The sequence below is a fragment of the Vreelandella neptunia genome (assembly GCF_000712975.1).
Classification (GTDB): domain Bacteria; phylum Pseudomonadota; class Gammaproteobacteria; order Pseudomonadales; family Halomonadaceae; genus Vreelandella; species Vreelandella qaidamensis.
Map to the genome: position 1 here is coordinate 556,200 of NZ_JHQL01000003.1, position 25,634 is coordinate 581,833.

26 protein-coding genes and 2 pseudogenes are annotated in these 25,634 nt (G+C 48.5%); 23 read left to right on the forward strand and 5 right to left on the reverse strand.

The genetic code is table 11. The features are described from left to right. Window positions 1-25: 25 nt before the first annotated feature. Window positions 26-184: a hypothetical protein gene (locus CR46_RS18320; protein WP_156963061.1), complete on the reverse strand. Its 159-nt coding sequence runs from the start codon at window positions 182-184 to the stop codon at window positions 26-28. A gap of 179 nt (window positions 185-363) precedes the next feature. Here CR46_RS18320 and pglZ point away from each other — a divergent pair, with 179 nt between their 5' ends. From pglZ to CR46_RS17750, 11 genes and pseudogenes are all read left to right on the forward strand, one after another. Next, window positions 364-1,731 carry a BREX-1 system phosphatase PglZ type A gene (pglZ, locus tag CR46_RS0110595; RefSeq protein ID WP_232222371.1) on the forward strand — a complete coding sequence of 456 codons (1,368 nt, stop codon included), beginning with the start codon at window positions 364-366 and terminating at the stop codon, window positions 1,729-1,731. 121 nt (window positions 1,732-1,852) lie between these two features. Next, window positions 1,853-2,011, forward strand: a pseudogene (locus CR46_RS18680) (hypothetical protein); the annotation flags it as partial. A gap of 279 nt (window positions 2,012-2,290) precedes the next feature. Beyond that, the gene (locus CR46_RS18150; RefSeq protein ID WP_035536533.1) at window positions 2,291-2,692 is read left to right on the forward strand and encodes a superinfection immunity protein; all 402 of its coding nucleotides are present in this window, start codon (window positions 2,291-2,293) and stop codon (window positions 2,690-2,692) included. A gap of 359 nt (window positions 2,693-3,051) precedes the next feature. Then, the gene (locus CR46_RS0110610) at window positions 3,052-3,315 is read left to right on the forward strand and encodes a hypothetical protein (RefSeq protein ID WP_030072663.1); all 264 of its coding nucleotides are present in this window, start codon (window positions 3,052-3,054) and stop codon (window positions 3,313-3,315) included. Then, the gene (locus CR46_RS0110615) at window positions 3,312-3,836 is read left to right on the forward strand and encodes a helix-turn-helix transcriptional regulator (protein ID WP_030072665.1); all 525 of its coding nucleotides are present in this window, start codon (window positions 3,312-3,314) and stop codon (window positions 3,834-3,836) included. The genes CR46_RS0110610 and CR46_RS0110615 overlap by 4 nt, the downstream gene beginning before the upstream one ends. 26 nt (window positions 3,837-3,862) lie before the next feature. Further along, a pseudogene (gene brxL / locus CR46_RS17745) lies at window positions 3,863-5,932 on the forward strand (protease Lon-related BREX system protein BrxL). Window positions 5,933-5,994: 62 nt separating this feature from the next. Then, the gene (locus tag CR46_RS0110625; RefSeq protein WP_030072667.1) at window positions 5,995-6,177 is read left to right on the forward strand and encodes a hypothetical protein; all 183 of its coding nucleotides are present in this window, start codon (window positions 5,995-5,997) and stop codon (window positions 6,175-6,177) included. Between the two features lie 58 nt (window positions 6,178-6,235). Beyond that, complete coding sequence (locus tag CR46_RS0110630) at window positions 6,236-6,559, forward strand: hypothetical protein (protein ID WP_030072670.1); 324 nt, start codon at window positions 6,236-6,238, stop codon at window positions 6,557-6,559. Window positions 6,560-6,817: 258 nt separating this feature from the next. Next, entirely contained in the window at window positions 6,818-7,423 is a 606-nt protein-coding gene (locus tag CR46_RS0110635) for a hypothetical protein (RefSeq protein ID WP_030072671.1), read from the forward strand. A gap of 353 nt (window positions 7,424-7,776) precedes the next feature. Further along, a complete protein-coding gene (locus tag CR46_RS0110640) occupies window positions 7,777-8,703 on the forward strand; it encodes a hypothetical protein (RefSeq protein WP_030072673.1) in 927 nt (308 codons plus the stop codon). Between the two features lie 294 nt (window positions 8,704-8,997). Beyond that, the gene (locus CR46_RS17750; RefSeq protein WP_035536534.1) at window positions 8,998-10,293 is read left to right on the forward strand and encodes a PDDEXK family nuclease; all 1,296 of its coding nucleotides are present in this window, start codon (window positions 8,998-9,000) and stop codon (window positions 10,291-10,293) included. A gap of 270 nt (window positions 10,294-10,563) precedes the next feature. On the opposite strand, the gene CR46_RS18435 is transcribed toward CR46_RS17750, so the two are convergent. Next, window positions 10,564-10,809, reverse strand: a complete 246-nt coding sequence (locus CR46_RS18435) for a hypothetical protein (protein WP_198023719.1) — start codon at window positions 10,807-10,809, stop codon at window positions 10,564-10,566. 295 nt (window positions 10,810-11,104) lie between these two features. Between CR46_RS18435 and abiEi the strand changes: the two genes are divergently transcribed. From abiEi to cas6f, 9 genes are all read left to right on the forward strand, one after another. Next, window positions 11,105-11,644, forward strand: a complete 540-nt coding sequence (gene abiEi / locus CR46_RS0110655) for a type IV toxin-antitoxin system AbiEi family antitoxin (protein ID WP_030072677.1) — start codon at window positions 11,105-11,107, stop codon at window positions 11,642-11,644. Between the two features lie 21 nt (window positions 11,645-11,665). Beyond that, complete coding sequence (locus tag CR46_RS17965) at window positions 11,666-12,001, forward strand: antitoxin Xre/MbcA/ParS toxin-binding domain-containing protein (protein ID WP_084180445.1); 336 nt, start codon at window positions 11,666-11,668, stop codon at window positions 11,999-12,001. Between the two features lie 716 nt (window positions 12,002-12,717). Beyond that, window positions 12,718-13,239, forward strand: a complete 522-nt coding sequence (locus CR46_RS0110670) for a hypothetical protein (RefSeq protein ID WP_030072682.1) — start codon at window positions 12,718-12,720, stop codon at window positions 13,237-13,239. A gap of 28 nt (window positions 13,240-13,267) precedes the next feature. Beyond that, complete coding sequence (locus tag CR46_RS18565) at window positions 13,268-13,387, forward strand: DUF4236 domain-containing protein (protein ID WP_232222372.1); 120 nt, start codon at window positions 13,268-13,270, stop codon at window positions 13,385-13,387. Between the two features lie 90 nt (window positions 13,388-13,477). Further along, window positions 13,478-14,494 carry a DUF4236 domain-containing protein gene (locus CR46_RS17760; RefSeq protein ID WP_232222373.1) on the forward strand — a complete coding sequence of 339 codons (1,017 nt, stop codon included), beginning with the start codon at window positions 13,478-13,480 and terminating at the stop codon, window positions 14,492-14,494. A gap of 220 nt (window positions 14,495-14,714) precedes the next feature. Beyond that, window positions 14,715-15,953 (forward strand): TniQ family protein, encoded by a 1,239-nt coding sequence (locus tag CR46_RS0110680; protein ID WP_051690162.1) that lies wholly within the window; start codon window positions 14,715-14,717, stop codon window positions 15,951-15,953. Between the two features lie 4 nt (window positions 15,954-15,957). Next, the gene (locus CR46_RS0110685) at window positions 15,958-18,015 is read left to right on the forward strand and encodes a hypothetical protein (RefSeq protein WP_030072686.1); all 2,058 of its coding nucleotides are present in this window, start codon (window positions 15,958-15,960) and stop codon (window positions 18,013-18,015) included. Between the two features lie 10 nt (window positions 18,016-18,025). Beyond that, window positions 18,026-19,075 (forward strand): type I-F CRISPR-associated protein Csy3, encoded by a 1,050-nt coding sequence (gene csy3, locus CR46_RS0110690; protein WP_035536536.1) that lies wholly within the window; start codon window positions 18,026-18,028, stop codon window positions 19,073-19,075. Continuing rightward, a complete protein-coding gene (gene cas6f, locus CR46_RS0110695; RefSeq protein ID WP_030072690.1) occupies window positions 19,072-19,680 on the forward strand; it encodes a type I-F CRISPR-associated endoribonuclease Cas6/Csy4 in 609 nt (202 codons plus the stop codon). The genes csy3 and cas6f overlap by 4 nt, the downstream gene beginning before the upstream one ends. A gap of 382 nt (window positions 19,681-20,062) precedes the next feature. Here cas6f and CR46_RS0110700 read toward each other — a convergent pair whose 3' ends face one another. After that, complete coding sequence (locus CR46_RS0110700) at window positions 20,063-20,533, reverse strand: antitoxin Xre/MbcA/ParS toxin-binding domain-containing protein (protein WP_030072692.1); 471 nt, start codon at window positions 20,531-20,533, stop codon at window positions 20,063-20,065. A gap of 626 nt (window positions 20,534-21,159) precedes the next feature. Here CR46_RS0110700 and CR46_RS0110705 point away from each other — a divergent pair. Together CR46_RS0110705 and CR46_RS0110710 are read left to right on the forward strand one after the other, a co-directional pair. Further along, window positions 21,160-21,921 (forward strand): DUF3750 domain-containing protein, encoded by a 762-nt coding sequence (locus CR46_RS0110705; protein WP_030072694.1) that lies wholly within the window; start codon window positions 21,160-21,162, stop codon window positions 21,919-21,921. A 147-nt stretch (window positions 21,922-22,068) separates the two neighbouring features. Beyond that, window positions 22,069-22,413 (forward strand): hypothetical protein, encoded by a 345-nt coding sequence (locus CR46_RS0110710; RefSeq protein WP_030072696.1) that lies wholly within the window; start codon window positions 22,069-22,071, stop codon window positions 22,411-22,413. 102 nt (window positions 22,414-22,515) lie between these two features. Here CR46_RS0110710 and CR46_RS0110715 read toward each other — a convergent pair whose 3' ends face one another. After that, window positions 22,516-23,796 (reverse strand): MgtC/SapB family protein, encoded by a 1,281-nt coding sequence (locus CR46_RS0110715; RefSeq protein WP_030072698.1) that lies wholly within the window; start codon window positions 23,794-23,796, stop codon window positions 22,516-22,518. 236 nt (window positions 23,797-24,032) lie between these two features. Continuing rightward, window positions 24,033-24,545: a manganese-binding transcriptional regulator MntR gene (gene mntR, locus CR46_RS0110720; RefSeq protein WP_051690164.1), complete on the reverse strand. Its 513-nt coding sequence runs from the start codon at window positions 24,543-24,545 to the stop codon at window positions 24,033-24,035. Window positions 24,546-24,698: 153 nt separating this feature from the next. On the opposite strand from mntR, the gene CR46_RS0110725 reads away from it, so the two are divergent. Then, the gene (locus tag CR46_RS0110725; protein WP_030072701.1) at window positions 24,699-25,634 is read left to right on the forward strand and encodes a metal ABC transporter substrate-binding protein; all 936 of its coding nucleotides are present in this window, start codon (window positions 24,699-24,701) and stop codon (window positions 25,632-25,634) included.

A 25,634-nucleotide genomic window follows, 5' to 3' on the forward strand; every position in this document is an offset into this window, starting at 1 on the left:
TAATACCTGCCAATATGTCTTAGGACTAGCCTTCGCTTTTGCGGATAGCGTCAATCAAGTCGCTAAATTGGTGGCGCTGCTTAATTTCTGAGGCTGCTGGTGGGGTGTCATGCTCTACTTTTTGAGCTGGCGGTGCTGGTAGTGTCAGCAATGCTTGTTCTAGGCGCTCTATACGCTCACTCATACGCTCTATCACTGCTGTTTGACGGCGGATCTCTTCTAGCAATGCTTGGTTAATAAGCGTGTCACTAGCTGAGTCTATGTGTGTCGTACGGGCACGCTTGGATTGTGGTCGTCTCGCACCGGTGTGCCAGACTCCATATCTAATCAAAGCTAAAAGGTAAGGGGTAGCTGTAATACAGCTTGCTTAAAAACCTGGATGCCGCCGTTGAGCGCTGTTATGACGAGTGGTTCCTGGGCCAGCTCACCCGTAACTGGAGCGAGCGCGTGGAAGCCGAACAGCGGCTCACCCACTGGAAGCTACCCAATATCCCCAGCCAGCAGCATTTCTACCGTGACTGGGTGCAGCCCCAGCTAGCCGCTAGCCGCCAAAAGCGTGTGGTGGTCGTGATTAGTGATGCTTTTCGCTATGAGGCGGCGGAAGAGCTGCGTGAGCGCATTAATGCCAAGCGCTACAGTGAAGCGACGTTAAAAAGCCAGTTAGGTGTGGTGCCTAGCTATACCACCCTGGGGATGGCCTCGCTGTTACCGCACCGAGAGCTCAGCTATCAGCCGGGCAGCGATACGGTGCTGGTGAATGGCCAATCCACCCAAGGCACGGCGAACCGCAGCAAGTTACTCAAAGCAGCCCTCGGCGGGGAGGCGTTAGCCGTCACCGCCGAGGACGTAAAGGGCTGGAGCCGTGAAGAGGGGCGCGAAAAGATCAAAGGCGTGCAGCTGATGTACGTTTACCACAACGTGGTGGATGCCCGTGGGGATGCCGCTAACACCGAAAGCGAGACGTTCGCAGCGGTGGAGGATGCCATTGATGAACTGGATCAGCTAACCCGTAAAATTCTCATGCACTTGAACACCAGCACGGTGCTGGTCACCGCCGACCACGGCTTCCTATTCCAGCGCAGCGCGTTGGATGCTACCGACCGCACGGCGCTGTCAGACAAGCCAACGTCGGCCTTCAAAAGCAAAAAGCGCTATGTGCTGGGTGAATCGTTGCCCGATAACCCCAGCGTGTGGTACGGCCATACCCGCGATACGGCAGGCACCACCTGCGACACCCAGTTCTGGATACCCAAAGGCGCACACCGTTTTCACTTTGTCGGCGGGGCGCGGTTTGTACACGGGGGCATTATGCCCCAGGAAATTGTGGTGCCCGTGCTCACCGTTCAGCAGCTACGGGGCGAGAAGGTGGAAAAGCGCACCAGCCGCAAGGTGGAGGTAATCTCACCCAAGGCATCGCTGAAAATGGTCAATAACATTCAGCGTTTTGACCTGCTGCAAACCGAAGCGGTGAGCGAGCGTCTCCGCCCGATCACGCCGTCGGTGGCGATTTACGCGGGCAGTGAGGTGGTTTCCAGTGAAGAAGTCGTGACCTTCGATAGCGCAAGCGACAATATGAACGAGCGCATGAAGTCGGTGCGCCTCTCGCTATCGGGCACGTCATTCGACCGTAAAAACGACTACTTCCTGGTGCTGCGCGATAAAGACCTGGGCACCGAGCGGGAGCGCTACCGGGTGGTGATCGATCTCGCGTTTACGGATGATTTTTTCTAGGCCCTAAGCCTAATGATCCACGCTATTACCAATAGCTGCTTCCCTGTCATGCGCTGAGGTGCAGCATGAGCGCTAAAGGCAATTGACATGATAACGTTTGTGCTGAAAGCTTTTTCACAGCCTCAAATTTGAGGCGATCCGCGGAGAGCCATTTAAAACTCGGGGTGCAATAAGGCGCCAGGTGTTTAAATGCATCGAACTGGACTACAAAACGCGACGACAACACAGTGTTATTGGGATGATCAGCCCAGAGGCACCTGGAGCCCGAATGATATCTTAAACTAGTGTCCACTGTTGCTGGGTAAGATCATTGCCGATAGAATGTGTATAGATAAATATTAATTCGCTTGATAGCTGGCTGGAAGAAGACTTAAACGTTTTCGTCGAGGATATTCCCAGCGGTTGGCACCGCGATGCAGTGATGGAATATCACGGCCTTTTAAGCTGGTGAAAGTTAGCAGATTGTATCAGAAAAAAACCGCCAGTGACGTTTGACAGTACCACCGCTTGTAGGAACTATTAACTTATAACTTCTTTTTTAATCATATAGGTAATTGTCTTGAATAATAATTGGTGGATACATGTTCTGGTTGCAGCTATAGCATCCGTCCTAATCGTAGGGTTTATAAAAGTTGCTGGTGCTCAAGGTGCAGACATTTTGATAAGTATAGTATTAATAATCATTGGCATTTTGTTTCATTTTATACCTTCCATAATTGCTGTGCATAGAAATCATAAAAACAAAGTTGGAATTCTTTTGTTGAACTTTTTTTTAGGTTGGACTTTGTTCGGTTGGGTTGGTTCGCTTATCTGGGCAGTTCTTCAAGATGCCGATCGTGAAAAAGAGAAAAACGGAATAAGAAACGTACATGAAAGTGACGAAAAAGAATGTCCTTATTGTGCCGAAAAGATAAAAAACAAAGCTAAAGTATGCAGGTTTTGCAATAATTCTTTAAGCTAATTTTTAACAAAACTGACCTTGTAACTATAAAAAAATATATTAATGGATGCCCCATCATAAAGTGGTGGGGCCGTCGCAATTTACGCGGCTTTGCTGAGCATGATGCCTCTATGAGTTACTCTACGCTGAGGCTTCCTAATCGGTGTCTGCTTCTCTGCAACTGCTTCCAATGTGTCCAGTATTTCGCTTTTATAGCACGAAGTAACTCCGTTGGCTGTGGGCTTATTCTTTGCTGGTGTCGACATTTGCTTATCATCCTTGAATACCAGCAAGAATCGCTCTGGATACGCTGTGGAGCACACGGAGTTGTCAGTTGACAACCTTAGTTGGCGATGCTTACACTTTGATCAGGAGACACCATGCCGCGCCACCGACACAGCAAAAAAGAGATTGAAGAAGCGCTGACCTATGCGGAGGCGCAAGGCTGGCGAATTGACCTCGCTTCTGGGCATGCGTGGGGTCGATTATATTGCCCGTACAATGATAGTGATTGCCGTTGTGGTGAGTTTTGCATTGTCAGTGTGTGGAGCACACCAAAAAATTCCGCCAATCATGCCAGGCAGCTGCGCCGTGTGGTGGATAACTGTACCGGCGGCATATCCTCTGAGGAGGAAGAAACATGACGTATGAGTTTATCCTGAAGTTTGCTATTCCCAGTGATCTCGATGGAGAGGTGTTGGAAACTAGCCTTTATGAGTCTGGTTGCGATGATGCGTTGATTGGCATCGGATTGAAGGGGCGTTTGGCTCTGGAGTTTGCCCGCGAAGCCGCGTCAGCCCAACAGGCAATCACTTCCGCCATGGCAGATGTGAAGCGCGCGATTCCTGACGCACGCCTGATTGAAGTGGGGCCTGACCTGGTCGGGGTAACGGACATCGCTGAACTGCTCGTGTTCACGCGCCAGAATATGCGTAAGCTGGTTCAGTCTCACTTAGCCACGTTTCCGCTACCTCTTCACGAAGGGCGCGCATCGCTATGGCATTTGTCGGAGGTACTGGACTGGTTTCAGGCCCATCAGCGTCGGCAGGTGGATAGCGCCTTGTGCGAGGTGGCGAGGGTTTGTATGCAAGCCAATGTGGCCCGTGAAAGCCGCAGGGTGCCCACAGAACAAATCCGTCACTTTAATGATGTTCTGGCGTCCTAATTACTATTTTCTTGGAACCCTCCCGAATGGAATCATCCCCTAGCTTCTCAGCTCCTGAGTCTGCTGATCTGGATACGCTGCTCAACACGCACTTTGCGGGCCGCGTGGTGCGTAAGGATCTCACCCAGCGGGTGAAAGAGGGCGCTAATGTGCCCGTGTATGTGCTGGAGTACCTGTTGGGCATGTACTGCGTCTCTTATGATGCGGAGGTGATCGCTAAAGGGTTGGAAAACGTCAAAGCGATTCTGACGGATAACTACGTTCGCCCAGATGAAGCGGAGAAAGTGAAATCCATCGTGCGTGAGCGCGGCAGCTTCAAGGTGATTGATCGTGTCACGGTGCGTCTGAATGAGAAGAAAGATCGCTATGAAGCGGCGTTCAGTAACCTGGGCATCAAAGATGCCGAAATCTCCGCAGGCATTGTTAAAGAGCACGAGAAGCTGCTGGTAGGCGGTATTTGGGTGATCGCCACACTCAGCTACTTCCATGAAGAGGGGCAAACAAGCTCGCCGTTTGGTGTCAGCCTGCTCAAGCCGATTCAGATGCCCCACATGAATATGGACGAGCTGTTTGAAGGGCGGCGTGGGTTCACCAATGCTCAATGGCGTGAAGTGCTGATTCGCTCGATTGGTATGGAACCTGCCGAGCTGGATGAGAGCGTGCAGTGGCATCTGCTGGCCAGGATGATTCCGTTTGTCGAGAACAACTACAACGTCTGCGAGTTAGGGCCACGGGGCACTGGCAAAAGCCATATCTACAAAGAGTGTTCACCCAACAGCATTTTGGCCTCCGGCGGGCAAACCACGGTGGCTAACCTGTTCTACAACATGAGCTCACGGCGCATTGGCCTGGTGGGTATGTGGGATTTGGTGGCATTCGATTAAGTGGCCGGTATCTCGTTCAAGGATAAGGACGGGGTGCAGATCATGAAGGATTACATGGCCTCTGGTTCTTTTGCCCGTGGGCGCGAACAGATGGAAGCCTCAGCCTCGATGGTGTTCGTTGGCAACATCAACCAAAGCGTGGAGTCGCTGGTGAAAACCAGCCACCTATTGACGCCATTCCCTGATGCCATGATCGATGCTGCCTTCTTTGATCGCTTCCATGCTTATATCCCTGGCTGGGAAATCCCCAAGATGCGGCCCTCGTTCTTCACTCAGCGCTATGGGTTTATCGTCGATTACCTTGCTGAATTTTTCCGCGAGATGCGCAAGCGCAGCTTCGCCGATGCCATTGATCGCTACTTCTCGTTGGGTAATAACCTCAACCAGCGTGACGTGATCGCGGTACGTAAAACGGTGTCAGGCTTGCTGAAACTGATGTTTCCCCATGGCGGCGGTTCACAAGGGCTGATGAAAGACGATGTACGGGACTGCCTGGAATACGCCATGCAAGTACGCCACCGCGTGAAGGAGCAGCTGAAAAAAATTGGTGGCATGGAGTTCTACGATGTCCACTTCAGCTACATCGACAAAGAGACCTTGGAAGAGCACTTTGTGTCGGTGAAAGAGCAGGGCGGTGGCGGCCTAATTCCAGAAGGCCAGGGCAAGCCAGGTGTGGTGCATACTATTGGCCTCAGCGATAAAGGCATGCCGGGGGTTTATCGCATCGAAATGCAGGTAACCGCAGGCAGCGGCAAGCTGGCCATGTCAGGGCTCTGGAACTCAATGGCCGCCAAAGAGCAAGTCAAAATGGCGTTTGATTACTTCAAGGCCAACGCCAGCCGTATCAGTGGTGCCCGTAAAGTGTTGGAGCATGATTTCCACCTGCATGTGGTCGACCTGCAAAATAGCGGCGTTTTGCGTGACCTCTCGCTCGCCAGCTTGGTCGCGTTCTCTTCAGGTCTGGTAGGTAAACCTACTCAGAGCCAAATGGTCGTGCTGGGCGATATGAGTCTAGGGGGCAGTCTAAAGCCCGTCGAAAGCTTAGCGGAATGCCTGCAGGTTGCCTTTGATGCCGGTGGCAAGCGCGTCACCCTGCCCATGAGCAGCGCCATGGATATTCCTACCATCCCCGGAGAGCTGTTCACCAAGTTCCAAACCAGCTTCTATGCCGAACCGATTGATGCAGTGGTCAAAGCGCTTGGGGTGGATTAAGGTTAATGAGTCTACCGTGATACTGCATTCATGGTTTCGCACGCACTGCAGAAGGCATTTAGATGCAAAAATCTAATGAGTCCAGTGATATAAAAGCAGACGGCGGCTCTCTGCAGCGGCTTAAGGGCTCGGTCGGCAAATATGAGCTGCCATTTGAGCCTATAGGCGTTGACGACTGGGAAGCCATGCAGGTGGAAGAGCCTGTTCCAGCCACCCAATCAGGTGATGAGCATCCGCCGAGATAGGCACGCATTGCACATGCCATGTTAGTGAGTACATGGTCGGTAGGGGAGGAGCATAGCAATGAAAGTGACTGAAAAAGTAGAAGTCGAGGCCGTCACTGATGTGGTGTGCGATGTCTGCCTAACCACGACACGGGTAGCAGACGAAAACCTTGAGTACGCCACCCTCAAAGCCCATTGGGGCTATGGCTCTCAACACGACGGTGAGCGCTATGAAGTTCACCTGTGTGAAAGCTGTTTTTTCAGCACGCTGGCTTACTTCAAACAAGAACGTCGCGTACAAAATTTATTCAGCGAAGATAGCGACAGAGATCAGGCCTTCAATACAGATGACCGCCTGGGGCTCGTGGCGACGGATGACTATTTTGGTGATAGAGACGCCTAAGCGTGCTATGCAGTTTCGCCACGCTTTTGGACTGGTATAGAGAGCTGCTTAAGGCAGATTTCGACCCTGAGCGGACATTTCGGAAAATGCAGTAGGCGCGCGAATTTTGGATATATAACCTAATTTAAATTAATAGCCTTAAAGATCATAGGCTTGGAAGAATCTGACAGGCGGCATTTGCTGGGAAAAAGTGCCAGCACGTTCATTCAATCATAGAGCGCGCCGTCTAATACACTGTTAGGCAAAAGAGGGAAAGCTTTGAGTGTAATCGAGCTGACTGAACCAATGGATGACGAAGCGTTAAGAACTATCCAATTTTTCCGCGACCGCCTCGCGGAACTTGAGCGGAACTGGATTGAGCTTGAAAGCGAAGGATTCACTGTTTCAGGGTGGGTGGGGCATGATTCCGAAGGGAAATTCAACACTACTGGGATTCCAGTAAGTGTTCACCGCCTGAAAGGGCTGTATATTGATTTTCGCTTTTTTTGGGGTAATGAAGAACCCTCACATTTCTTCACGATTCAGGGGCTTATTGGAAAGCACTGTCGTGAGTCGAATGCGGTCAAGGCGGCCCTCAAGCACAACAAACAGCAGTGGCAGCGAGCTGGGTCCGGAAAAAAGTGGCATGGTTTGGATACTGAAGAGATGATCCGTGCAATATTCTATGGGTCTATCATCCATCAAGCAGAAGATAAGCAAGCTGCTTTACAGAATGTTAAATCCGTCCTGTCGGAGCCTGCAGCGCACCATTTCCTAGCCAGTACTATTTGGGTGCGGACATATCCACTTCGGAGTCTTGAGTGGATGCTATCCCCACTTACAAAGGATCAGCAGGTTGTTCAGGTCCCAGATTGCTTTGCCTAATAAGGCCAATCACGGCGACAGCTTTTTCGTTGCGGCTTCGCCTTCACTACAAAGCTGCGCGTGTTGGCGGCGTTATGTAAAAGGATCTACCAATGACAACGGAGTACGCATGCTGACAAATTGGTCTTTTTGGGCAGTGGTCGTTTCGATAATTGCGATCGTGCTGTATCAGCTCCCGCCCGTCCGATATTGGTTTAAGAGCCCAAGATTGGATATTGAGCTATCTTCCCGAATCTTCTTAACTCACAGACCAGAAATGTCTAACAAATCGCTGCTGCCGGACAAATTTTCTGCTGCGCTTCAACTTTGACCGTGCTGCGGGAGTTCGGCAGAAATAGATAAGGAGTTAAGGAATGGGGTTTTACGAAAAACTATATAGGCCAGTGTTCTGTCATTCCAAGAGCGATGGACGTCTGGTTATCGGCAAGAAAAATAGCCATTGCCGTTACTGCGGCCAAACAAAGCAAGAAGGTCGGGGGTGGAATTTGGCTCATGTTCTCCCGGCATTTTTTGAGAATAATGAACTCTTTTCCGCTGATGAATGTTCGAGTTGCAATGATTTGTTTGGGTGTCAATATGATGACCATCTTGCGAAGCTAACCAAGTTCTTTCATGCGGTCACCGGGGTTAGGGGAAGAAAAGGTGTGCCTACAGCTAAATCCGGGAATGGGTTAAGAATAGAGCACGCTTTAGATGGTGTGACTATCACTGATCCAGAAAGAACGGCTGAGTCAGACGACAAATCGCTAACTCTTCGGTATCGTTCCGAGCCGCACTCGAGATTTGCTGCTTGGAAAGGTTTGGTGAAGCCTATCTTCGCATTAATTCCAAGTGAGTTGCTGGGCGAATTTGAAGCTACGAGGCGCATGTTGTTGAATCCACAAGGTCGCTCACCGATTGAACCTTGTATGCTTCTCATCGCGGCGGCCCCTTGGGGACGGCTGAAGGATAAATACTCTGTCTTCCTTTTTGAAAGAGCACACGCCGGAGAAGACTACCCCAGGTTTATTGCTGTTTACTATGTAGCAGGGATGTTCTATCACGTACCCATATATTCCGACAAACAGATTGCTGATATCAGTAGAGCAAATAGAACCTTTGAGGTTTCGATTCCACCACTGACTGACAGTATTGAGACGCTAAAGACTGGGCCTCGAGAGCCAAAGCTGCTGCAGATAGATATGACTAGCCAAGATCAGGTCAGTGATGAGCAAACAATAACGGTTGAATGGATCGAACGTCACGACATTTCCGAACAAGGCCTTTCCTCGCCCCTTTAAGGCGAACGTGAGGTGGCAAAAGCGAGAGCGGAAGGTGCCGGTTTAGGGGCGCTTACGTGCTAAGCGCCGACATCCACAGCGTTGGTCGGGCAACACCCGCAACTGGGAGGTACCCGGTCCGGTATCGCTCAACCCTGGCAAGTTGCAAGAAGTCGAGCGTAATAAACAGGCTGCTTAGCGGCAGCCATTTGGATAACTGGGTTGAGAATCACCGATACTTTCCTAACCTAACCTAACCTAACCTAACCTAACCTATAGCGAAAAACCCTTTTATTAAGGAATTGAGGAATTAATATGGATAAGGATGCTTTATGTTTCGACGATAATAGCGCTAAACAAGTCGATTTTTTTATAAGAAATTTTGATATCAATATATTTAACAAACTAGAGGTTAGACTAAACCCAGAAAGCGATTTTGAATTAGCAAAAAAAGCATCAAAGTATTTAACGGTTATTATAAATAAGTATTTACATGACAAAAACTATCACTTTCTTATTTCTTTATGCGAGTTGGCGATTGAAAAATGCCCTGCTCACGCAGGCACTTTTAAAAAAATAGCTTACGACGCATCTATAATGGAAGGGGATGTAGACGGTTTATTAAAATTCTCTTCTGATAGCCTAAAGATAAGAGAGGTATTTAGTCTTTTTGAAGATGAAAGAATTTATCCTTATTTACAGAAAATCAATATAAAGTCAGAGTGGGTTTTTAGCTATGTATCTGCTTGGAGAGGAAAAGAATATGGCTTGGGAATACATGGGAAGAAAAATAAGAATAGAGTTTTAGACGAGCTTCAGAACGTAATAGACGAATTCAGTGCAACCAATAATAGAAATATAGCCGCTGAAGCAATTAACCTATTTCATACATTAACAAGCAAAGAAATTGCAATCAAAAAACTTTTAGAATATTCAGACTACATTGCTCCAATATCGAACATTGATCGTCTTAACACATCTATGGAGAATCAACGATACTCAAGAACGGAAAAGTTGTTTATGCATTATCCGGTCGGAAGCGCCATAGACTTTGGAACAACAGCTAAAGAGGATGCAGTTTTTCTATACCTATACCCCAGGAATTTCAATGTCGTAACCCCATTGGAAAGTAAGAGTTATAAAGATGAAGATTTTAAATTTAAGAATTCATTTTCTCGACTTTTTCAAGAAACGTCTAGGTCATGGATGATGATTTATCTTAGGGAAGCTGAAAATAGAGTCTTGAGAAAAGATGGGCTGGGTGAGTTTGGTCAAGGCTGGATAAACGAACTGCGACTATTCCATGTCATCAAGAACCATTTTCTCGAAACAAAAGTAGTGCATCAAGCAAAGCCAAAATGGCTCGGGAGGCAAAGCCTAGACATTTATTTGCCTGACCACAATATCGGAATTGAATATCAAGGCGCTCAACACATGAGGCCAGTCGAGTTTTTTGGTGGCCAGGCAGCTTTTGAAAAACAGCAAGAGCGCGATAGAAGGAAGAGAGTGTTATGTGAAGCTAACGGCTGCACACTCATAGAATTTTTTCCAGGCTATGAGGACGGCTATGTTATTAGCATTGTTGAGAAAGCTATAACTGAAGGCAATTAAAAACTAATACGGCATAGAGCATGATTGGCAACCGAGCGTGCTGAGCGGCATTATATCAGAGAAGACTAAAAGGCCGCTCTTGGCCGGTAGCGGCCAAGCCAACTTTGGTGATGCAGAGTTGCTTATCCGAGAATCATGGCACTGAATGCATCTGTTGCCAGGGAGAGAATTGCTTAGCCTGTGCTGTTTAGGTGTGTTGTTATTATCTGTATCAACCTGATGGTCGAGAGGAAATTGAACTGACGCCTGATAGCGCCATCGAAGGAAATATCAGATAAAGGTCGGCTTTTGCTGACAAGCTATTACTACCCGTTCTTGCAGGATGGGGTCTTCGCGGAGAACTTTATGGACTACGAACATGCAATTGTGAAATTCGAAGACGGGATTGGCACCCTGTTCTGCAACGGCTGCGGCATAATCATCGCTGAGGGTACCCAGCATGAGGATAGAAAGCACTACTGTACCATGTGCATGAGCGGCAATTGCAAAGCAAAATTCAAGGACGGAAACTGACATTCCCAGCCCGCCACGCTCCGCGTTTTAGGGAAGGGGGCGTGGAATAGATGTTGTGAACATCATTAATCTGAAAACTCCTTAACATCCGCTCTTGGCCGATATCTGAAGGAATACAATACGGTCTTTTTCCTTACGCTCGACGACTGTTCCTTCAGAAGTCCCAGGAGGTATGGGGGTTACCCAATGACTCGTATAGATGAACCGCTGCATGTTAGTAATTAAGAAATCTTGGTCAGTTTTTGCGAGCAATTTAGTGTACACCTAGACTATAGATACATAGTTTAGGTGTACATTTATGAATCAGATGAGCGCTCGGCAGCGACTGGACGGCTGGGACAAGTTAGGACGAAGCGTATTCACGCTAAGTGACTTGGCAAAGATCTTTCATGAAGACAAACCGAAAACCCTTCAGGAAGGGATCAACCGACTGCGTAGGCATGGCGTTCTTGAAGGCGTTGCTCGGGGCATCTATTGCTACGCCCTTATGCGCACACCCGACCCATATCGGCTAGAGCGAATCGCTCGGGCCATGCGCCGTGGGGAGTACAGCTACGTGTCGCTGGAGTCAGCCCTGTCAGAGTATGGGGCCATCTCACAAATCCCCGTCGATCGCCTCACCATTATGACAACTGGGCGTAAAGGTACGCACCGCACTCCTTTTGGCACCATTGAGTTCACTCATACGAGCAGGCCCATCATCGAGCTGCTGCCACGTATGCGTGATATTGGCCGGCCGCTCAAAATGGCGACGCCTGACGCTGCTTGGGTGGATCTCAAACGTGTGGGACGAAATACGTATTTAGTAGATGCGGAGGTGGTCCATGGCCAGGATTGAGCCCGAGGATTTTGCCAAGCTATGATTACGCCAGGAGTTGTTTTTGTTCCTATGCATAGCAATGAAGAAGCAAAGACAAATCCTATACCACCTAGACTCATCAAATTTACAGCTTCAAAAGAACTTGCAAGGGGTGATGAAGATATGCCAAGCGCTGATGACCCAAAGCAGCAAATTACTAACGTCATTTGGATTGCGGCTGTCGAGCTGTTTGGTGGGGATCAAACAGCAGCGAACCAGTGGTTGCACAGTGAAGCCATGGGTCTGGATTGGCAGCGTCCCATTGATATCATGGAGGAGGATGCGCAGCAAGTGCTGGATCTGATTACAAGGATGGACAGAGGCGTTTACACATAACCTTGCTATTCTTTGACAAGCGCATGGTTGTAACCTAGCTGGCACGCTCTTTGTCGAATGCTGAAGCATCCTTCGCAGTCCGATAGTCTTCTGGCTATTCGGTTTCGTTTTCTAGAACTGATAAGCGCGTTTCCAGTATTTCACGAACTACCTTTCCTATTGCATGACGTTCTTCTAGAGTCAAAGTGAGTGGCTCATTAGCGGCGGTGGATACAACCAGTTGTGACGGCTGCCACTGCTGTTTGAGCGAGTCACGGGTGCGCTGTATCGCTTCGTTTAGCTCTATGCCGCCTAAGGCTGCAAAAATGTTTTTGTGTCGCGTTATGACCGTTCTCCTGTTTATTATCTTTTTGTTCAGTGATAAGCGTAAATGATCTAAGTTGCCGTGTACGTTAGTTAAGTGCCTAGGCACTTACTTTCCTAGTCTATCTGGACATGCCGTTTGCGGCGCTCGCTTTTCACTCTGCCTTGGCTGCAGTGTCATTAACCAGACCGAACCAGCAACGAGAAGCACCAAGTAAGATAGAGGGTTGATATGCGCAGAGCCAGTGACGGGCATGTGGCTGTACTCAAGTTCAGCATCTCAATAGGATACGGCTTTGCATTATATGCAAGAGCCTCAATTACGCACAGTGAACGCGAGTGAACTGAACGGCAGACCAGATAAAGGCGTGCATCGAGATGCGTTGTGAATCAACAATAAGTAACGAGTATCAATGAGAGCACCGTTATCATTACCCCAGCTATGGGAAAGCACCAAATACATTTCGTGGCCAAAAAGCCACGTTAACCCTGTGGTGCGCGTGCCAGGCCCATCAGGCAAACCCGAAACCAAGTCGATCCCACGCCTAGCCAGTGAGTACGATACTTTTGAGTGGTGCCTTGCGTATCGAGACCAACGTGGCAGAGAGATTTGGGGCGCACGTCGCTGGAAAGAGCTGTTGCTAGTGGATGCACGCTCCGTCGCGCGACATCGTGAACAGCCCGTTGGCCCGATAACGGGCGTTTATCACTACGAACGCCCCACTGGAACAACACTCTGGGTAGCGGCTTGGTATGAGTTGATGCCCGACGGTTCACGCAAAAAACGCAGCGCGCAGTTCAGTTACGGTACAACACGCACCCGCTATGCAACCTCAGATGAAGCCATGCAGGCGGCGATTAAGCGGCGTCAAGAGGAAGAAGCGCGCTGGTACTGTGTCGTAGGTAAGCGCGATCAACGGCGCGTGAATCAATAATGTAAAATCCCATCTTCAAGGAGTTCCGATGGCTTTTCGCTTCCAACGCCGCATTTCGCTTGCGCCCGGCGTGCGATTGAATATCAGCAAGCGTGGCGTGGGGCTCTCCGTAGGCCTTCGCGGAGCGAGTGTGAGCATGGGGCCGTGAGGTGCGCATGCACATGCCGGTATTCCTGGGACAGGGCTGGCCTATCGAACGAAGATTTCCCGTTCTTCCCAGGCCTCACGACAAAGGCAGGTGGCAACTCCTTCGACCCGTGCAACGCTGGAAGAGCGCATCAGGCAAGGCGAGTCTCTGGGGCTACGGCTATCGATTAATCAAGACGGCAGCGTGCGCTACCTATTTGAAGACGGCACCCCGCTCAGCGACCAGGACGTGCGTTGGCTTCGCCGCCATGCACGTGATGCTATTCGTGCACAGCTCAAGACACTCTGCGATGAATTAAACGCGGACATCGTGCGCTTAGGGCAGCTGCACCACGACACCCCATCTCCTCACTGCCGTGGCTATGTCCCACGCCATTTTGCTGAGCCGGCACCCACACCGCCCACGCCGGTGCCTCTTCCATGGTGGAAAGCGCTATGGCCACCGGCACGCCGTCAACACGAGGCCAACAACACACGTCGCCAGACGCAGTTTAATGATGACTATTATCGTGCCTGGGAGCACCGCAAAGCCGATTTTGATGCCGCCGAGTTTGCCCGGCAGCAGCGAGAAGAGCAGGGCGTGCTAAGGCAACGCGACGATATGACGCTCACGCTGCAAGAGCGCCTGGAAGAGATCGATTGGCCCCGCGAGACCGTGATCGATTTTGATTTGGGAAGCGATGACACCACGATGGCGCTGGATATTGACCTGCCATCTGACGATGACATGCCGGATCGAGAATGGACGATGCCCGCAAAAGCGCTCAAGCTCACCCCAACATCCCTGAGTGCCACCCGACAGCGGAAACTGTACCGTGACCATGTTCACGGCATTGCCTTTCGTGTGCTTGGCGCCGTGTTTGTGCGTTTGCCCTCTGTTCAAGAAGCGCGGGTATCCGGGTATCGTCAGGTGGTCGATCCCGCCACGGGTGATACGCGCGATCAGTATCTTTACAGCATCAAGGTCACCCGAGCACAGTGGAACCGAATCCACTTTGATCAGCTGGAGCAGGTCGATCCGGTGGCAGCTGTTGAAGCGTTTACACTCCGCCGTGACATGACCAAAACAGGTATTTTTCGGGACATTGATCCGTTTAAGCTCGTCTAAACCCTGGCCGAGGCATAATTCCAAGGCTTTTGTGTTTGACCAGGGATTCCTATTCAGTGGTAGTGACAACGGGCAGGCGTGAGCGGCGTTGACATGACAGCTCAACCTTTAATCGTGGGAGGGGGGATGAGCTCCACAAGTCAATATTTTTAGTAAAATTTATGCTTTATGGTGGATAGCTGCTATATGTTTGATAAGGATATCTTAGCAGGTGATTGCCATGAAATTGCTTGTCCGCCCAAGTCCGTTCATTAACGAGTCACTTGAGAGCTACATGCTCCGTCTATCGCAAGAGAATTTCTTCGAATACTATCAGCAGCTTAGTCGAGCGATAAAAGACTGGCTGCAGCTGCATGACCATGAAGCAGCAGGGGCGTTCCCAGAAGAGCTAAGCCGTTTAAATGTCTATCACGCGGCTCAGAGTAGCAGTCGACGGGTTCGGGCGCTCAAGCTCGTGGAGTCGTTGACCGATAATGAGCAGTTGCCCCTTTTACATCTAGCAGTAATGCACTCAAGCGAGAAATTTTGTTCGCGCTACAGTAGCGTGTTTTATGCAGGTAGCCATGTACCCCGAGCGTTAGTTCGCCAAAAGGGGATACCTGTCTGCCCGAATTGCCTCACTGAAGCTAACTATATTCGGCAAGAATGGCACTGGATGCCCTACGAAGCTTGTATTAATCATGGCAAACAGATGCTGCATGAGTGTCCAAAATGCGAAGAAAAATTAAATTACACCCATTCTGAATGTTTGCATACTTGCCGCTGCGGATTTGATCTTCGAAATGCTGACACAGAGCCAGCAGACGAATGGCAGCTTATCGCTAGCCGTCTCGTAGTAGGTGAGCCTTCGCCTTCAAACCATCCTCTACTCGACATCCGTTCAGTCAGTTTGCGCCTAGCGTGTCTGTTGTGGTACCAGCTGTACGCATATAAAACGTTAGATGCTAGTGATCAGGTTCCCACTCTTACGATTGAGCGGGCTATCGAGTATTTCACGCATTGGCCTGAAGTGTTTACACAGGAACTAGAGCAGCAAGCGGCGCTCTCAGGAGATAAATTGGTATGTGATTATAATAAAACCTCATTTCGCGATGTTTTTGGCAACATTGTCGGCATTTCGCGTCTACTGTTGAAGGTTTATCCAGAAAGCGATTTCGTCTTGATGCCATTGGAGAATTTTTTAGCACGATTGGTTGACCAGAATCCGCAAACACGTGTGCCAAACGTCGCAGATCTGCTTATCAGTATGCCGGAAGCCGCTATTTTGCTTGGCACGTCGTATGAGCAAGCGTACCGTCTATATGAAGAAGGGTATCTCAAATGCGCGGTAAAGTTTAAATCACATGAAAAGCTAGTGAACGGTATAGGGGTTTTTTATTTAAGAGAAATCATGGAGTTACGTCAGTCGCGAATGCCGGTTGAGACAAGCAGCTATAATAATTATCTACCAGCGTGGTAATGTCATGTCGTTAAGTACGTTGTTGAAATTGGATGAGCCAAGCCGCTCAGAAGCAATTCGTAAAGCTTTCGCTCCCTACACGCCGCTGCTAGAAGTTTCTGAAAATGTTAACTTCGCTATTCTAGCACTGCTTAACTTATCGCATAAGCGTCAGTTGGCACCCGATTTGTTGAATAAAAAAAGAGCAATTGAAATACTCAAAGATTGGCAGCATATAGAAAGCTGTGCGCAGGAAGTACAGTGGCTGCACTCACATAACCTAAAGCACCCTGATACACGTGTTGCACATCAGAGATTGTTAGTAAAAGCTGAGAAGCCCTCGGACAGTGTTGTTTCTTCATATAATAGCGTAAGACGTTTGGGCTGGTCACACAACTCAGCAGCTGTTAATAAAGCAAAGCTTTTTGGAGCTCAATTTATATTTAATGGTATGACACACTGTTTAGCTACTGTCATTATAGATAATGAAGAAAGGTGGAAGGAAGAATTCAAGAAGCTTGGTATATCTGATGGTCAGTGGATTTACCTTCAGTCGCTTTTAGTGAAATTTTTTACAGAAAATCTATTACCCTCTTATGTGGATAGATATTCTGTACAAGTGACATTTATCTACCAAGGAAAAGATGTAAGCATTACACCGGTCACATCACATTCATTGTTGGCCGATATTCAAATTTCTCGCCGCAATAAAGCTGGGAGTTTTTCAACAATAAAACATTGGCACCCCTCAAGTGTTGGAGATTTAGCATCATCACTTGGAGGCAATATCTCCGCTCTTAATTATCCACCTCGCTTGATATCTAATAGTTGCTATAAAAGTGGGAGATTTTCTGAAAGTGTGTGTGTAGACTTTCATCACAGTTCTTTAAGAAATAAGTCGTTTATCCTGGCATGTAATGAAATTGTTGAAAGTAAAAGCTTGTTGGTAGCTAAGGAAAGGCGAGATCATAGGCGTTCTGCTATTAAGTTGCTGAGGCAGTCTTTATCTGAATGGCTATCCCCAGTTAGCTATTGGCGAAATGTAGGAGGGGAGGTACCTTCAGACTGGGAAAACAGCACTGCATTTCTTTTGATTTCTGCTCTTGACGAAGATTTACTTGAAATCCTACCTGAGGTTAATAAAGAATTGCACAGTATTTTGGTGAGGTATCCCCAAACGCGAAGCTTTGCTTATCATCCAGAGCTATTAATTCCTTTCAAGGCTCAGCTTAAGTCCTTGTTGATTGGGATGAAAATCAAAGAAGGTGAACCCATGGCTGAAGAGCCATATCATTACCTTCACTTAAAAAACCTACATGTATTCGATGCGCAGGCGCTATCTTGTCCCTATCTAGTGGGCCTGCCTTCACTTCTAGCCGTATGGGGAACAGTCTATAACTACCAGCTACGTTTACGAAACATCCTTAAGCGGAACATTGTCTTTGAAGGAGTTGCCTGGTTTTTGCGGCAGTATGAGTCCTCCTCGGGTGCCAAGATACCTGCCCCTTATCTACCACCAGCGAAGCCAGGTGAGACTCCCAAGCGGCCAGGTCTTGTTGATATGCGCTTTTGCGATTTGCGCATGGATTTAGTTATTCGCTATCGACTAGAGGATGGAGGCGATACCCCTCTGGGAAATGACGAATTGACTATGCTGAAGTCTGCGTTCCCTGGGAGGTTCGCTGGGGGAACTATGCAGCCCCCGCCACTTTATGAAGAGTTGCAGTGGTGCCAACTATATGGAGATGCAAACAGTTTATTGGCAGCCATATCGCTTCTGCCGGACGAAGGTCGTTGGGTTGTCGACTCAGAAAAACAGGTGCAAAGCATCGACAGCTTGGTGACATGGTTTTCCAAGCATCCCAATCATTTACCTGCTATGAGTGGCTACCAGCTGCTTGAAGAACCTTGCTATCGGTCTGGTTCACACAGGGAACTCCATGCTTATGCTGAGCCTTTAGTCGGTCTAACAGAGACGTTGTCATCGGCAAGCGTCAGGCTCAATGGTAAAGCTGACTTTCTTAAAAACGCTTTTTGGAGGTTGAAAAGCCAGAACCTGACTATGCTAATGAAAAAAGCATAGGCAGGTCGGCATGATGAACTCTTTCAGACATCTTAGCTATGAGCGCTCTCTCAATCCGGGCAAGGCGGTTTTTTATTACCGGACAGTTTCGAGCGAATTTGAGCCGTTGCAAGCTGAAGTGACACGGTTTCGTGGCCCCAAGGCAACGTTTAGTGATGGTTATATGGCATCTGGAACTGCACGCGCAAAAGAAACAAGTGATTTAGGCTTTTCTAATCCTATCATGCTCGAAACGTGTTATGTACCACCTTTAGTCGATACGGTGTATTGTCGTTTTTCTTTACGCATCATTTCAAACAGTTTAGAACCAAATATCTGTGATAATGCAGAAGCAACAAAAGCATTGAGAGAATTTTCTGATACTTATAGAAGTTTGGGCGGATACCAAGAGCTAGCAACCCGATATGCTAAAAATATTCTTTCAGCTGAGTGGCTTTGGAGAAATAAAGTTGCAAGAGGAATAGTTGTTGAAGTTTCTACCTCAAATTTAAAAAACTACTGTGTTAAAGATGTACAGTATAAAGAATGGGGTTCTTCTTGGGAAGGAGATGACCTTAAATCATTAGAAGGACTAGCAGCCGAGCTTGCAGAAGCACTTTCTTGCCCACAAAAATTTCTTTTTGCTGATGTAACTGCCAAAATAAAAACAGAATTTTGCCAAGAAATCTTTCCCAGTCAATTATTTGTTGAGAAAGATGATAGAGGCAACGGAAGTGCGGCTAGGCAGTTTATGAAAAGCACAATGAGTGATGGTCGTCAAGCAGTTAGCTTTGGTGCTCATAAGGTCGGAGCAGCAATTCAAAAAATTGATGACTGGTGGCTAGATAAAGATGCTGAGTACCCCTTAAGGGTGAGCGAGTACGGTGCAGACCGTAGTCGAGTTTTAGCTATGCGCGAACCGGTTACGAAAAAAGATTTTTATTCGCTGTTAAACGAAGTAACAAGCATTACGAAGGAAATGAGTAAAACCAGACAGGCCAGCTCCAATGCACACTACGTGATGTCAGTGCTAGTGAAAGGAGGTATGTTCCAAAAAGGAATTAAGAAGGGTGAAAAATGAGATACTTTTTTTACATAAGATATTTAATTCCTTCAGCTAATCACGCATTTTTAGCAGGGAGGTGTATTGCTTGCTTACATGGGTTTATAAGCGGCCCTAAAATAACGAGTTCCGGCATTGGTGTTTCGTTTCCATCATGGGCTACGGATACAGTTGGGGATTCAATCGCTTTCGTGAGTAAAGATATTAATGCTTTGTCCTACTTATCATCAGTGCGGTATTTTAAGAATATGGCGGACGAAGGGTTTATTGAAATTAGTGATATTAAAATGGTTCCAGCGACATTGGAGGAAGTGAGATTTATTAGAAATCAGCATGTTGCTAAATCTTTTCCAGGAGAAATTAAGAGACGGCTGATCCGCAGCAAAAATCGAGCTGAAAAACGTGGCGAGACGTTCATGCCTGGCAGTGTTGTATCAGATCGCTTCGTTGATTACTGCCACGTAATTCCTATTGATAGCCGCTCATCAGGCCAACGCTTTCCGCTGTATATCCAGTGTGAAGCTCTCAGCGAAGAAAGCAAATGCGGTAGCTACAATAGCTACGGGTTGGCTACACAACATACACACTCTGGTTCTGTGCCAAATTTTAAGCAGATTACCTAAATATTTTCAGAATATATATTATTATAGTTATCAATGACTTGCTCTAGTTGCGCTAAAAAAGGGTATTTTTAACGTTTTGTACTTATCTTGTTGATGCCTATATTTATACTGCTAGCTAGGTCTAGTGAACCGCCGAATAGGCAGCTGAAAAAGAGGCAACGGACAGAGCGATTGCAGAAGCGGAGTGAACCGCCGAATAGGCAGCTGATATTAGGACTGGAAGCCAGCAACGGTAATGATACACACCGCCGCAAGGCAGCAATAGTTCTAAACCCTCCAAGATTTCTTGGAGGGTTTTTTGTGGTGCTAGGTGAAGGCTATTTCTGAAGATGAGTTGGTTTGCTCTTAGTGCATCAGCCGGGGTAATAATGAATACCTACCTTCACGCCACACCGCCACACTCCATAGCGAGGAGTAGACGCCGAACCTGTTTGGCCTCGATATCAGTACCACAGAGCATGACAGGTGCCTGTCCTCCCAGCGCTTCGTTCGAACTAGACATCCAGTTGATCGTGGCCAGCTTGTCCTCGAATACCACCATCGCGAGGTGATTTACGGTCGCAACCCTATCAAGACGTTCTGATGTCACTGAGTTTAGATTTTTTCCTTCACGTCTGCGGCGGTGAACAGCCGAGACGGACACATTGAACAATGCCTTAACCTGCTTATCCTGTAGCTGAAAGGTCTCTTGCACTGTTAGCAATAACGTTGGTGAGAGGCCCTCCTGGATACTTTGTAAACGCTCAGACTCTTTACGCATCGCTTGGGCTGTGATGAACCGCCAGAACTCTGCTGTCCGTATTTCACGCTTATTATTCCCAGCTTTAAGAGGCGAGATTGGTGGTTCTGGCATAAGTTGCCTCATCAAGTAGTGGTTATGAAACTCCACAAGAAGCGGAGATGGATAACAGCACGGAGCGACTGTTTCTGGTTGAAGTGTAGTCTGTATCCCATAGTTGGTTGTGCTTGCGAACTATGTTTTTAGGTATCGGCACTGGATGGGTCTATGTCGAAGTATGAAGAGAATATAGACATGGTATGGTGGCCAGATCAGCCATATAACCAGCTTCTCTTGTGAGCTTTTCATAGCTGAATTCAACGTAAGTTGTAAGGTGTCCATTTTAGCGGAATGCTCAGCAGTTTTGATCATGTGCTGCGGCCAAGAGCTGTTTATAAGGATGTTTTTTTATGACGTTATTTTGCTACCAGAGCAAACGATCGTTTTACTTTATGTCATCTTAAAGTGGAAAAATTATGTCATTTTGCGGTGGAATTCCTGATGTAAGTGGCTGTTTTTTCGTTCTGGTTATGTCAGATTGAAGTGGAAACGACATTTCTGCTTTGGTTTTTCCCCGCCGTTCTATTTTTTCTTGTATTTGCCCTATTATTACCCTCTTACCAGCACCATTGGTTGTTGTGCCTTTGTTTGCGCATTCTCGTTAATTCAGGTATTCAGATACTTTTGCTCTGGATAACCCTATGAAACCTATACTGCGCTGGCTGTTTGGCCTGGTCGCGTTATTAGCGCTACTGCTTGCGGGGCCTGCCTGGCTATTGGCGAGCAATCAAGTAGACACTGATGGTCACTGGTCAACCCTTGATCGTTCTTCAGCGGGTTTAGCGCCTGACCCTGAGAGCGTGCAAGAGGCCGTTGTTCAGGTTTATGCCGCGCGTGCTTATAACTGGCGCGGAGCATTTGGTGTCCATATCTGGATTGCAACAAAAGCAGAAGGGGCGGCGGACTATCGGCTGCACCAGGTATTGAGCTGGCGTCGGCCAACCGTGGTTTCGTCAATCGATACCCCTGACCGGGCGTGGTTTGGTAATCCTCCAGAACTACTGGCAGACTACCGTGGTGAAGAAGCTGCACGCTTGATACCAATGATTGCCGAAGCCGTGGCGCGCTATCCCCAAGCCGACCTTTATCGGGTATGGCCTGGCCCTAACAGTAATAGCTTTATTGCCTGGGTCATAAGAGAGGTCGAAGGCTTAGACGTTGCATTGCCAACCACTGCGGTTGGTAAAGATTATTTGTTTAATGGTGTTGCTGCCACAGTGCCCAGCGGCTCTGGCTATCAGCTTTCACTTGGTGGGGTGATGGGCATTATGTTTGCGCTGGAAGAGGGATTGGAAATTAATCTGTTGGGGCTGAGCGCGGGCATTGATTTTATGCGTCCTGCTATCAAGCTGCCTGGTATCGGTCGTCTTGGCATGCCTACCAAGGTGGCAGGTAATGAATAGCTAGTTAATAGACGGCCAGTTAATAGGCAGATGCATGACGCGGCAGCGCACTCCATACGCCCCGGCCCTTGGTTCAGTTAACCTGCTAAGCGGCAGTACAGCTCAATAATCAAGCAAAACGAATCATCAAGCAAAAGGAGCACTCCAGTGACACATCAAACCTCGTTGGTGCTTCGTTTGCGTGCATGGCTGCAGTCGCTGCCTGATAACGCCGTGCCTACTACCTATCGAGACGCCGCGGCAGCCATGCAGTTAACGCCGCCTGGTACCATACGGCAGGTCACGGAAGCGCTGGAAATTATGATGCGCGAGGATATTGCCGCCGAACGCCCAATGATGGCAGCTCTAGTGATCAGTCGGCGGGGCGACCTGCCCGGGCCGGGGTTCTTTGAGTTGGCAGTGGCGCTTGGCCGCCTGCCGGAAGATCCTGCATCGCATCGCATGGCCTACCGCGAAGAGTTCGACCACGCCCTTGCCTCAAGACGTCTTTAAGTACCGTCTTAAAGGAGCGAGTACTTGAAAGCGAGTACTTGAAAACGCGTGTCTGAAAACGAGTTGTTGAAAGCGTTTTATTGCCCACCACGTTAATCTGATCTATTGAAGCCATGCGACTGTTAACCCAGCCGCTAATGACAACAGCATAGGCCCCGCCACCTGTATACCCAATTCTTTGCAGCCAATGGCACCAGCGATAGCCGATTTTACTAAGTTGTTGGTGGCTGCTGCGATGACAATGCCGATGACGGCTGTTTGCAGGGCTAGCGAGTCCTGAGACATCCGAGTTAGTGACAGGGTGATAGCATCTACATCGGCTATTCCGGAGGTGGCTGCCAGCACGTAAATGCCCAAATCACCTAGCCATGCCTGCAGGAACTCCCCCAACAGAAGGATAGCCACCAATAATAGGCCAAACAGCAGCGCGGGTTTTAAATCTAAAGGATTTTGGGTAAGTTCCGGTCGACCTACGTTTAGGCGCTTCGCGTATCGCTTCCAGATGAAAAAGGCAGGTATGTACAGTAACAGGGTCATCACCACAATAGGCCATACCAGCCTGGGTAATAGCGCAGGGTTAATCAAGGCACAGTAGATCAGAATGCGTGGGAACATAGTGCCGCAAGCAATGAGAATGCCACTAGCAAACTGTGGGCTTACGTCTGGCGAGAGCTTGGATTGCCTAGCATAGTGCAGTGTTAAAGCGGTAGAGGAGCTGAGTCCCGCAAACAGGCTGGTAAACAGAATGCCTTTGCTAGTACCTGCCAGCCGAATGGCGAAGTAGCCTACAAAGGAAACCGAGGCGATCAGTACAACCATCCACCAAATTTCTTGCGGGTTGAGAACGCCGCCAGGACCTAAGTCTTCATTCGGCAGCAAGGGCAGCATCACGACTGAGATAACCAGCAGCTTTAAAGCTGCATCTAACTCGTGTTCTTGCAGCTTATCGATTAGCCCATGTATCTCCTGCTTGTTATCTAACAGTAGTGCTGTTACTACCGCGGCAGCGGTGGCGATGGCTGGGTCTATGGCAACGGCAATAGCGCCATAGCAGAAGGTGAGCACGATGCCGATGGTGCCAGTGATACTGAAATTACGTATATGGGTGAGCCTTTCATTAAATGCCACCAGAGCCATAGCCACTACGCTAATGAGCAGGACTGGAAAGGCCCACTCGGTAACTTCTTTTGCCAGCAGGGCAGCCACGCCCCCTAGCAGGCCAATCAGGGCAAAGGTGCGAATACCGGCAATTCGTTCTCCGCTGGCTTGTTTCCTGGCATCCCATCCGCGCTCTAAACCAATAATAGCGCCCAATAGCAGGGCAATGGCTAGATGAAGGCTAGTTTGGTTGTCAATAATAAACTGACTGGTGACGTCATCCATGGAGTGCTCCGCTATCAAGATAGCCAGTCAACGAAAATAGTAATGCTGAACATTGTATGCCCTAACATGGACATTGATGGTAGTAAGGCGTGTGGGTATGCCCGCACGCGTAATGAGTAAGCGATAATGAATAACTATACTTAGAAAGTGTCAATAAACAGTACTAATAGAAAGTTTTATTATAAGGCTCTGTTATAAATTTATGTTGTAAAATGCTGATAAATAACTATTTTTGGCTATTTTTGCTGCTGTTCAGTAAAGCGCTTCATGATGGACAGCGTTGTATCGCTAACATGGTGTTCCATGCCTTCGGCATCAATGCGGGCCGTGCTGTCATCTACTCCCAAAGCTCGCAAAAAATGCAACACAACATCGTGGCGTGCCCGGGAAATTTCGGCCATTTTTTGCCCTTCCTCGGTAAGGAAAAGCGAGCGATAGGGCTTGCTTGTCACCAAGCCTAGCTCGTTCAGGCGGCGAATCATTTTAGAAACGGTGGCCTGGCTCACTGCCATTCGATTTGCGATATCTGCAGCGCGAGCTTCCCCACGGTGACGTAATAAATCGCCGATTAACTCGACATAGTCTTCAATTAACTCGGTTTCGTGAGCATTGCGTACGGTTTCATACTGCTGTGCATGCTGCTCCACGGGAGGAAGTGCATCTCCACTTTGCCCCTGCGCAGTGGAAGAGCTAGCAGGAGAGTCAGACGGCAAGTCAGTTGAAGAGTGCTGCTGTTGGTATTCACTCATTGGCAAAGTTTATCAAGGTTAGTGGAAACGTTAATTGGTGATGGTAGCGCATTTTTTCAGATAATTGTTAGCCAAGGCTAAACTGTTTGCACAAAGCTTTTTTATTAAGCTACAGTTGTACGTGTTGGGATCCTAGCACAGGAGAAGTAACTAATGACTAAGCAGCTTGGGAGCACGCAGTACGGTTGGGTAATGTTAAGCGCCTCAGTGATCTTTTCAGGCTCGATATCCTCTGCACAGGCGGAAGAACTGAATCAGGCACCTATTAACATAGCCGTGACATTTTCGGTGCTGGGTGATTTGGTTAAAGGCGTGGCGGGTGAAGACGCCAGCGTAACTGTGCTTACTCCTGTGAATGCTGAAGTACATGAATGGGAGCTAACACCCGATAACTTTGCTGCGTTGGAAGATGCCGACGTGGTGTTCTATAACGGCTACCAGCTAGAGCAGTGGATGCGCCAAGTGGAGGCTACGGTCACTGAAGATGTTCCCATCGTAGCGGTTGCTGAGGCATCGGAGTACCCCACTCAATCTATCGTTACAGGTGAGATGGAAGGCGATATCGACCCACACTTGTGGATGGATCCTCGTGCGGCTGGCGCCTACGTGCAGGCGATTGCCAACGTACTAGAAGATAGCTTGCCGCAAAAAGCGGATGCTATTCAGCAGCGTGCCGCTGAGTTGAAAAACCAACTCCATGAGCTACATGTTGAATTGCAGGAAGCGCTGGAAGTTATTCCTGAAGATCGTCGGGTTCTGCTTTCAAGCGAAGCGGCGTTTCTCTATTTTTCGGACGCTTACCATTTTGAACACGATGGTATCTGGGGAACCAACTCAGAAACGGAAGGCTCTCCTCGCCAGTTGATGCGGGTCATTGATATGATTAATGAACGCCAGCCCGCAGCGCTTTTTTGGGAAAGCACTATTTCAGATCGGCATGTAACCAGTATTGCGCGTGATACGGGCCTGCCCGTGGCTGGACCACTTTACGTTGATTCGTTAAGCGAGCCTGACGGTGAAGCTGCCGATTACTTTTCAATGCAACGCCATAACGTGGAATTACTGCGTCGTTACTTGGCAACTGAGTAA

What these genes read in the sequence shown, in the direction of transcription:
- CR46_RS18565 (WP_232222372.1), top strand. Translation starts at nt 13,268, where the DNA reads ATGGCTTTTCGCTTCCAACGCCGCATTTCGCTTGCGCCCGGCGTGCGA.
- CR46_RS0110630 (WP_030072670.1), top strand. Translation starts at nt 6,236, where the DNA reads ATGAAAGTGACTGAAAAAGTAGAAGTCGAGGCCGTCACTGATGTGGTG.
- CR46_RS0110625 (WP_030072667.1), top strand. Translation starts at nt 5,995, where the DNA reads ATGCAAAAATCTAATGAGTCCAGTGATATAAAAGCAGACGGCGGCTCT.
- CR46_RS0110725 (WP_030072701.1), top strand. Translation starts at nt 24,699, where the DNA reads ATGACTAAGCAGCTTGGGAGCACGCAGTACGGTTGGGTAATGTTAAGC.
- CR46_RS0110615 (WP_030072665.1), top strand. Translation starts at nt 3,312, where the DNA reads ATGACGTATGAGTTTATCCTGAAGTTTGCTATTCCCAGTGATCTCGAT.
- CR46_RS0110680 (WP_051690162.1), top strand. Translation starts at nt 14,715, where the DNA reads ATGAAATTGCTTGTCCGCCCAAGTCCGTTCATTAACGAGTCACTTGAG.
- CR46_RS0110640 (WP_030072673.1), top strand. Translation starts at nt 7,777, where the DNA reads ATGGGGTTTTACGAAAAACTATATAGGCCAGTGTTCTGTCATTCCAAG.
- mntR (WP_051690164.1), bottom strand. Translation starts at nt 24,545, where the DNA reads ATGAGTGAATACCAACAGCAGCACTCTTCAACTGACTTGCCGTCTGAC.
- CR46_RS0110715 (WP_030072698.1), bottom strand. Translation starts at nt 23,796, where the DNA reads ATGGATGACGTCACCAGTCAGTTTATTATTGACAACCAAACTAGCCTT.
- CR46_RS0110610 (WP_030072663.1), top strand. Translation starts at nt 3,052, where the DNA reads ATGCCGCGCCACCGACACAGCAAAAAAGAGATTGAAGAAGCGCTGACC.
- CR46_RS0110705 (WP_030072694.1), top strand. Translation starts at nt 21,160, where the DNA reads ATGAAACCTATACTGCGCTGGCTGTTTGGCCTGGTCGCGTTATTAGCG.
- csy3 (WP_035536536.1), top strand. Translation starts at nt 18,026, where the DNA reads ATGATGAACTCTTTCAGACATCTTAGCTATGAGCGCTCTCTCAATCCG.
- CR46_RS0110685 (WP_030072686.1), top strand. Translation starts at nt 15,958, where the DNA reads ATGTCGTTAAGTACGTTGTTGAAATTGGATGAGCCAAGCCGCTCAGAA.
- CR46_RS0110700 (WP_030072692.1), bottom strand. Translation starts at nt 20,533, where the DNA reads ATGCCAGAACCACCAATCTCGCCTCTTAAAGCTGGGAATAATAAGCGT.
- CR46_RS0110670 (WP_030072682.1), top strand. Translation starts at nt 12,718, where the DNA reads ATGAGAGCACCGTTATCATTACCCCAGCTATGGGAAAGCACCAAATAC.
- CR46_RS18435 (WP_198023719.1), bottom strand. Translation starts at nt 10,809, where the DNA reads ATGTCAGTTTCCGTCCTTGAATTTTGCTTTGCAATTGCCGCTCATGCA.
- cas6f (WP_030072690.1), top strand. Translation starts at nt 19,072, where the DNA reads ATGAGATACTTTTTTTACATAAGATATTTAATTCCTTCAGCTAATCAC.
- CR46_RS17750 (WP_035536534.1), top strand. Translation starts at nt 8,998, where the DNA reads ATGGATAAGGATGCTTTATGTTTCGACGATAATAGCGCTAAACAAGTC.
- abiEi (WP_030072677.1), top strand. Translation starts at nt 11,105, where the DNA reads ATGAATCAGATGAGCGCTCGGCAGCGACTGGACGGCTGGGACAAGTTA.
- CR46_RS17965 (WP_084180445.1), top strand. Translation starts at nt 11,666, where the DNA reads ATGATTACGCCAGGAGTTGTTTTTGTTCCTATGCATAGCAATGAAGAA.
- CR46_RS18320 (WP_156963061.1), bottom strand. Translation starts at nt 184, where the DNA reads ATGAGTGAGCGTATAGAGCGCCTAGAACAAGCATTGCTGACACTACCA.